Annotated in this window: 4 protein-coding genes; 1 reads left to right on the forward strand and 3 read right to left on the reverse strand. The window is 69.1% G+C overall.

The window, feature by feature from the left end; genetic code table 11:
- Positions 1–315: 315 nt before the first annotated feature.
- From KGQ19_RS32635 to KGQ19_RS32645, 3 genes are all read right to left on the reverse strand, one after another.
- A complete protein-coding gene (locus tag KGQ19_RS32635) occupies positions 316–1,353 on the reverse strand; it encodes a LacI family DNA-binding transcriptional regulator (protein ID WP_212016420.1) in 1,038 nt (345 codons plus the stop codon).
- Positions 1,354–1,516: 163 nt separating this feature from the next.
- Positions 1,517–2,260: a heparin lyase I family protein gene (locus KGQ19_RS32640; protein ID WP_212016423.1), complete on the reverse strand. Its 744-nt coding sequence runs from the start codon at positions 2,258–2,260 to the stop codon at positions 1,517–1,519.
- A gap of 89 nt (positions 2,261–2,349) precedes the next feature.
- Entirely contained in the window at positions 2,350–4,551 is a 2,202-nt protein-coding gene (locus KGQ19_RS32645) for a beta-sandwich domain-containing protein (protein WP_212016440.1), read from the reverse strand.
- Positions 4,552–4,758: 207 nt separating this feature from the next.
- On the opposite strand from KGQ19_RS32645, the gene KGQ19_RS32650 reads away from it, so the two are divergent.
- A complete protein-coding gene (locus KGQ19_RS32650; protein ID WP_212016442.1) occupies positions 4,759–6,750 on the forward strand; it encodes an ABC transporter ATP-binding protein in 1,992 nt (663 codons plus the stop codon).
- Positions 6,751–6,763 lie beyond the last annotated feature (13 nt).

Consider the following 6,763-nt stretch of genomic DNA (forward strand, 5'->3'; position numbering starts at 1 on the left):
CGTAAATGGCTCAGGACGCTGCATCGTGACCTACCCCACTCAACCTACTGTCACCGCCATCTCCTCACGGTGGGCAAAAGGGTCGCCGTCCACATGGCGATCCCCGAGGAGCTGGTCGCGAAGCGGACCGCCTTCCACTGGGACCACCCGATCACCTCGGTCGCGGCGTCCGACCTGGTCTGGGAACTCGAGGCGGAGCACCGAGCCGGCTAAAGGAAGCGGAGTACCAAGCCGGTTAAAGGAAAAGGTGCGCAGCGGCTCGCCGCGCGCCGATCTGCTGGGTGGGCCCGACCGGCTACCAATCCGCGCAGGCTCTTACCCCGCCAGCACTTTCGCCCCACAAGACCCCCGTACCACCAACCGCGTCGCCACATGCAGCGGCGCATGTGCCGAAGCGACCTCCCCGTCCAGCGCGTCCACCAGCGCCTCGACAGCGCCCGCGCCGAGCGCCACCCGATCCTGCGCGACCGTCGTCAGTGTCGGGCGTACCAGGGCCGCCGCTTCGATGTCGTCGAAGCCGACCACGGCGATGTCGTGCGGGGCGCGCAGGCCGGCGTCGGCGAGGGCGTGCAGGGCGCCGATGGCCATCTCGTCGCCGGCGGCGAAGATGGCGGTGGGCGGGTTGGGCAGGCTGAGCAGTTGGCGGGCCGCTTCGTAGCCGCTGGTGAGGAAGAAGTCGCCGGCGACGATGTGCCGCGGGTCCGGGGTGAGGCCCAGGCGGGCCATTTCGGCGTGGTAGCCGGCCAGGCGTTCGGCGGCCGGCATCAGGGTCAGGGGGCCGGTGATGGTGGCTATCGCGGTGTGGCCGAGGGAGTGCAGGTGGCGGACGGCGGTCGCGGCGCCGGCCGGGTTGTCGGAGGTGACGTAGGTCGTGCGGTTGCGGTAGAGCGGCAGGTCGATGGCGACGCACGGGGTGCCCGAGTCGACCATGGCCGTGATGGCCGGGTGGGTGGCCTCCACCCCCATCATGATGACGCCGGCCAGGCTGTGCTGCTGGGCGGCCCGCAGGTAGAGGCCGACGTCCTCGGGGCTGGCGGCGTCCGCGGTGGACAGGACCATCAGGTGGTAGCCGGACTCGGCGAGCGTCTGCTTGATCCCGACGAACAGGTCCAGCAGGAAGGGGTGCCGCCGGTCCTGGTTGGAGTAGCCGGTGTCCCAGATCAGCCCGATCATGTCCGACCGGCGCCGCACCAGGGTCCGCGCAGGCTGGTTGGGGGAGTAGCCCAGTCGATCGGCCATCTCCAGGATCCGCCGCCGGGTCTCCGGGCTCACCTCGGCACGGTCGTTGAGCGCGCGCGAGACGGTCGCGGGGGAGACGCCGCTGAGACGGGCCAGCTCGCGGATGTCCACCATGAAGTGACCATAGCGGAAGACAGTCTGCTGCGATAGATCATCAGATGGTCGGACGGAAACGTATCCGCCCTGAACAGGGGCGGGAGCGTCGGCGAGCGCGCGGCTAGTACCTCCGTCCGCCCGCCGCCGACACCCCTGTCCGGCGCGCTACTGCGGGTCGGCCCTAGGACCCCGCGGTGGCCAACTGCAACGTCGTCGCCATCGTCGGGCTGGTGAAGGTGTTGTACGCGGCCCCGGAGGAGGGGTGGTACGAGCCCCACTTCAGGTAGTCGCTGGTGCCGTCGTACGTGGTCCCGGTGAACGTCCCGGACCCGGTGCTGAACGTCTGCTTCTTGCCGTCGTACCAGAGGTCGATGGTCCCGTCGGTGCGCCCCAGGTGGATCTTCAGCGCGTAGGAGTGCCACTGGTTGTTCGAGATCGGCGCGGTCCAGATCGGGTGCGCCGCGTGGTTGGTGTCCCACTCCTGCAACCGCACCCGGCCGTTGGTCGCGTCGATCTCGATCGGGTGGTTGGCGGTGCCGGTGCTGGGGTCGCACTTGAGCTGGAAGATGTAGCGGTCGTTGCTGTCGTCGATGGCGACCTTGGACGACCAGCCGACGTAGAAGGTCTGCCCGTCGGTGAGCACCGGGCCCAGTGCCTCGCAGCGCTCCTGGCCGGCCGCCTGGTAGGCCTGCCAGACCTTGCCCTTCCCGCTGCTGACGACGGAGAAGTTCCCGGTCGCGCACTGTACCGAGGCGAACGACGTGGGCCCGACCGTGGTGTTCGGCTTCCAGAGCACCTTCCCGGCGGCGGACGTGCCGGTGGCCGAAGCCTGCTCGGCCACGGCGATCGCCCCGCCGGTCAATACCAACGCGGCGGCGGCCGCGCCCCAGTAGGTGAGTCGTCTGCGGTGAAAGGCAGTGGTCATGAGGCTTAAGGTTAAGGGCGGCGCCGCCGGGGTGTGAGGAAATCTCAAAACCTGGCTGTGCGAAGGTGAGCGGCGCCGCCCCCAACCGGTCAGGGTTGAACAGCCATCGCGAAGATGTGAATCGCCGCGTCGTTCGGCACGGTCACGGTCTTCACCGTCTTCGAGGCGTCGATCTGGACCGAGTTGTAGAACACGTCGTAGTCGGTCCCGAAGTTCGCCGGACCGCTCGGCGTGTTCCGATGGTCGGTGACGATCGCGGTGGTGGCGCCGTGATCGGTCGGCGTGTCACAGCACCAGTTCGGGAATCCGAGGCTGCCGCTGGTCGACGTGCTGTCTGTGTAGGTCACGGTGACTGTGTCGGTGTCGAAGCCGGCTTCCGAACCGAGGAAGCCGAGCTTGGAGCCCTGCCCGCTGACGTCCACCATGACCCCGCTGCCCGCGACGTTGTCGTTCGTCCCGGCAGCCGAGGACGGCCAGGTGAACGTCGCGCCTTGGGCCGTGATCGTGGCTCCCGGCGTGGCCCCGGCCACAGCGAGCGCCTGAGCGGAGTAGCTGTCTCCGTTCCCGTCGAAGTTGCCCGGCGCCGGATTGCTCTCGTCACTGATCGCGATGTTGTTGAACGCGCCGGCCAGCGTCGGGAACGGGGTGTTGGTGACGTTGGACAGGTCCGCCCGGTCGGTCGCCGGTGACCCGCGGTCGCGGTAGCCGACGGACGCGGTCAGCGTCGTCGTCACCTTGCCCGGCGGGGGTGCGCTCGCGGTGACGGTGAACGTCGCGGTCGCGGACGTGCCCGGCTTGATGTTCTTCAACCGTACCGACTTCGGTGTGGCGGTCCAGCCGGTCGGCAGCTTCAGCGTGACCGAAGGCTGCTGGGCGTCGAAGTACCCGTAGTCACCCAGCGAGACGGTCACCGGAGTCGGGACACCGGCGACGAGCGGCGAGGAGCTGATCGTGGCCGCCGTGTGGATCGGCAGGTGCTTGTCGGCCCCGGGGTGGACGCGGTAGATGACGGTCGCGTGCGGCGCCAGGGCCGCGGATATCGTGCCGTCGCTGGCGCTCACGGCCTTGCTGACCAGATCGGTCAGCCGGAACGGCGTGTCGCGGGCCGGCAGTCCGATGGTCGAGGCGTTGGTCGTGACGGTCTGCGCGGTGTCGCCCTTGTTGAACAACACGACCGAGACGTCACCGTTCGCCAGCGGCTTGGCCAGGACGTCATAGCCGGTGCCGGACTGCACGATCGTGCCCTGCGCGCCGAGCTTGTCCTGGTCCACGGCCACGACGTCGCGGTTCGAGACGATCCCGACTTCCGTCGGCGTCAGCTTCGACAGATCGGTCGACAACAGGATCGGCGAGGCCATCTCCGACCAGAGCGTCATCTGGGTCTGTTCCTCGGTCGGCGTCAGGCCGCCGTTGCCGACTTCCAGCATGTCCGCGTCGTTCCAGTGCCCGGGACCGGCCCACTGCGCCAGGCCCGGCGTGTTGTCCTCGCTGTAGTTCTCCAGCACGCTCGGCCAGGCGTCGTAGATGTCCGAGCCGAAGCGCCACAGGTTGCCGTGCTGATAGAGCCACGTCAGCTCGTTGGTGAAGTCCGGGCCGGAGCAGCAGACGTAGGCCGGGGCCGACTCGGAGAACTGCATCGGGCGGTGGGTGTTCAGCAGCGCCTGGCTGGCCTCGGTGTAGACGATCTGCGCGACCTGGCTCTCGGTCTTGCCGGGGAACTGGTCCATCGGCTCGTAGCAGTAGTCGAGCTTGAGGTAGTCCACGCCCCAGGAGGCGTAGAGGTTCGCGTCCTGCTGGAAGTGGCCGTAGCTGCCGGCCGCGCCCTGGCAGGTGTTGTAGCCGGCGTCCTCATAGATGCCGAACTTCAGGCCCTTGCTGTGGATGTAGTCGCCGAGCCACTTCAGGCCGTGCGGGAAGCGGGTGGCGTCGACCTGCAGGTTGCCGTTGGCGTCGCGGGTCTTCTGCATCCAGCAGTCGTCGATGTTGACGTAGTCGTAGCCGAGCTTGTTCAGGCCCAGGGACACGATCTCGTCGGCGGTCTTGGTGAACAGCGCCTCGTTCATGTCGCTGTTGCACTCGAAGCCGGCCCAGTCGTTGAAGCCCATCGGCGGGGTCAGCGACAGGCCGTTGTAGGAGGGGTGGGTGTTGATCGCCGGCGTGGCGACGGCGGCCGGCGCTGGGGCGCCGGCGTTCGCCGAGACCGCGGGTGCGGCGGCGCTCAGCACGCCGAACACCATCACGGCCGCGGTGACGGCGCCGAACAGCCGCCGGTGGGGGACGGTACGGGACATTTCACCTCCGAGGGAGAGGACTGATCTCGCGGAGTCACCGTAAGAAGCGCGAGCGCCGTGCGCAAGTGTTTGGGAAGGCTCAGTTTCAATCAGTTCCGCGCAGAGTTCGTGCAGGAGCTGCCGCGGAGGTCGCCACCGCGCCGATCGAGCCGATCGCGCACCGTCTAAGGGTTCGACGTTTCACCGTGGGGCGGCGAGACTGGTCAGATGGCGCGATGGGCTCGGCTCTGGCGGCGGATGACCAAGGCGTTCGACGTCGACGCGGTGGCGGTGACCGCGGTCGACGACATGGCGGGGGACCCGGACGGCTGGGAAGCCGGGTACATCGACACCGCGGGGACCAAGTACCGCACCGTGGCGCGCCGGCTGCCGCTGTTGATCGTGACATCGATCCGGCTGGCGGCCGAGGCGTCCAAGGCCCGCACCGTGGCGTTGCTGGTGGTGCAGACCGCCTCGGCGGTGGCCGGGGCCTTCAGCCTCTACGCCACCACCGACGTCCTCGCCCCGCTGTTCGGCGCCGGGGCCACGCCGGACCGGATCCGAGCGGCGCTGCCGTCGATGGTCCTGGTGCTGGTCCTGACCGCGTCGCGGTCACTGTGCGACTCGATGGCCAAGGCGTTCGCGCAGCAGCTGGGGCCGATGATGGACGCCCGGGCGACGATCCGGTTGCAGGAGCTGTCCACCCGCGCCGAGCTGGTCGCGTTCGACAAGGCGGACTGGGTGGACGCCTCGCAGCGGGCCGAGCGCGGCTCCATCTCGGCGCGCGTCATGGTGACGGTCACCCAGCAGGTGTTGCAGAGCCTTGCGACGCTGGCCGGCGTGGCCGGCGTGCTCGCGGTCCTGCACCCGGTGCTGGTGCCGCTGCTCTTGTTGTCGGTGGTGCCGCGCTGGTGGGCGGCGGTGCGGGTGGCGCGCCTGGACTACAAGGTCTTCGTGCGCTGGGTGGAGGGGCGGCGTCGGCAGAACCTGCTGATCCAGATGTCCACGACGACGGGTTCGGCCGCGGCCGTGCGAGCGCTGTCGTTGTCCGGGTACCTGGTCGAGCGGTATCGCAAGCTCACCAACGCCTATTTGACCGAGCGGCTGCAACTGGTCCGCGCCGAGACGATGAGCATGGTGGCGGGCAACGCCATCGCAGGGTTCTTCACCGGCGTCGTCTACGCGGTGCTGGCACTGCTGCTGTGGCGGCAGGCAATCCCGCTGGCGGTCGGCGGGACGGCATACCTGGCGGTGAGCCGGGTGCAGCAGGCCCTGCTCAGCCTGGCGATGGATATCAACGATCTGTATGCCGAGGGCCTGTACCTGGAGGACTACCGCTCATTCTGCGCCGACGCCGCCGGGCACCTGCCGCCGATCGGCCGCGAAACCGCGCCGGCGGACTTCGCGGAGATCGTCGCCGAGGACGTGGGCTTCACGTATCAGGGGGCCGCGAAACCGGCGGTCGCGGGCGTCTCGCTACGCGTGCGGCGCGGACAGGTGGTCGCGTTCGTGGGGGAGAACGGCGCGGCGAAGACCACGATGGCCAAGCTACTGGCGCGCCTGTATCTGCCCGACACCGGACGGATCAGCTGGGACGGCGTCGACAGCGCGGAGATGGACGTCGAGACACTCCGCTCCCGGATCGCCTTCATCGACCAGGACCACACCCGCTTCCCATTCACGGCCGGGGAGAACATCCGCATCGGCGAGTGGACGGCCCCGCCCGAACCCGACCGCGTCGAGCAGGCGGCCCAGCACGCCGGCGCCCACACCTTCATCAGCGCCCTGCCACGCGGCTACAACACCCTGCTGGAGCGCAGCCTCACCGGCGGCCTATCAGTGTCCGGCGGCCAGTGGCAGCGCCTGGCGCTGGCGCGCGGCTTCTTCCGCCGCGCGGCTCTGGTGATCGCCGACGAACCGACGTCAAGCCTCGACGCCGCAGCGGAGGCCTCGTTCTACCGGCAGCTGCGCGAGTACGGCGGCACGATAGTGATGATCACCCACCGCCTCGGCAACGTGGCGGAGTGCGCGGACTACATCTACGTGTTCGCCGACGGCGTGGTCGCCGAGGAGGGCACGCACGCGGAGTTGGTCGCGGGCGATGGGTGGTACGCGCAGGCCTATCGGTTGCAGAGGCAGAGCTTTGAGAACGGGGACCGGCCCGAGCCGAGCCCGAGTGCGGATGGTGGCGCGGCGGCTTCGGTCCCGGCTGGGGGCTGAGGGGCTGTGGGGC

Source organism: Catenulispora pinistramenti (assembly GCF_018274385.1).
Classification (GTDB): Bacteria; Actinomycetota; Actinomycetes; order Streptomycetales; family Catenulisporaceae; genus Catenulispora; species Catenulispora pinistramenti.